Below are 406 nucleotides of genomic sequence, written 5' to 3'. Positions count from 1 at the left end.
ACGGTGACCTGCGACGAGGGCGCCCGCCGGATCCTCGCCTATTACGACGCGCACCCGGAGGAGCAGCGGATCGACGAGGGCCGCGACGCGCTCTTCGATCGCAACCCGGCCCATGCCCCCACGGCGGGCTGATCTGCGGAGGAAGCCGCCCGTCAGCGCGTGATGTCGCGCACCGTCCCCTTGGCGAGCCGCAGCCGGCGCCGCGCGCGGCGCGCGACGGCCGAGTCGTGCGTGACGACGATGAGCGTGAGCCCCTCGTCGTTGAGCGCCTGCAGCACCGAGAGGATCTCGTCGCGCATGCTCTCGTCGAGGTTGCCGGTGGGCTCGTCGGCGTGGAGCACGCGCGGGCGCTTGACGATCGCCCGCGCGATCGCGACCCGCTGCTGCTGACCTCCCGACAGCTCGC

General features: G+C 73.2%; 1 protein-coding gene. It reads right to left on the bottom strand.

Annotation, left to right across the window (positions count from 1 at the left end):
• Positions 1–152: 152 nt before the first annotated feature.
• On the bottom strand, positions 153–406 hold a 254-nt coding region (locus ACZYRN_RS19255), incomplete at its 5' end, for an ATP-binding cassette domain-containing protein (protein ID WP_488913186.1).

The organism is Domibacillus sp. F004 (genome assembly GCF_057814295.1).
This window is presented reverse-complemented; position numbering and strand designations above follow the sequence as displayed.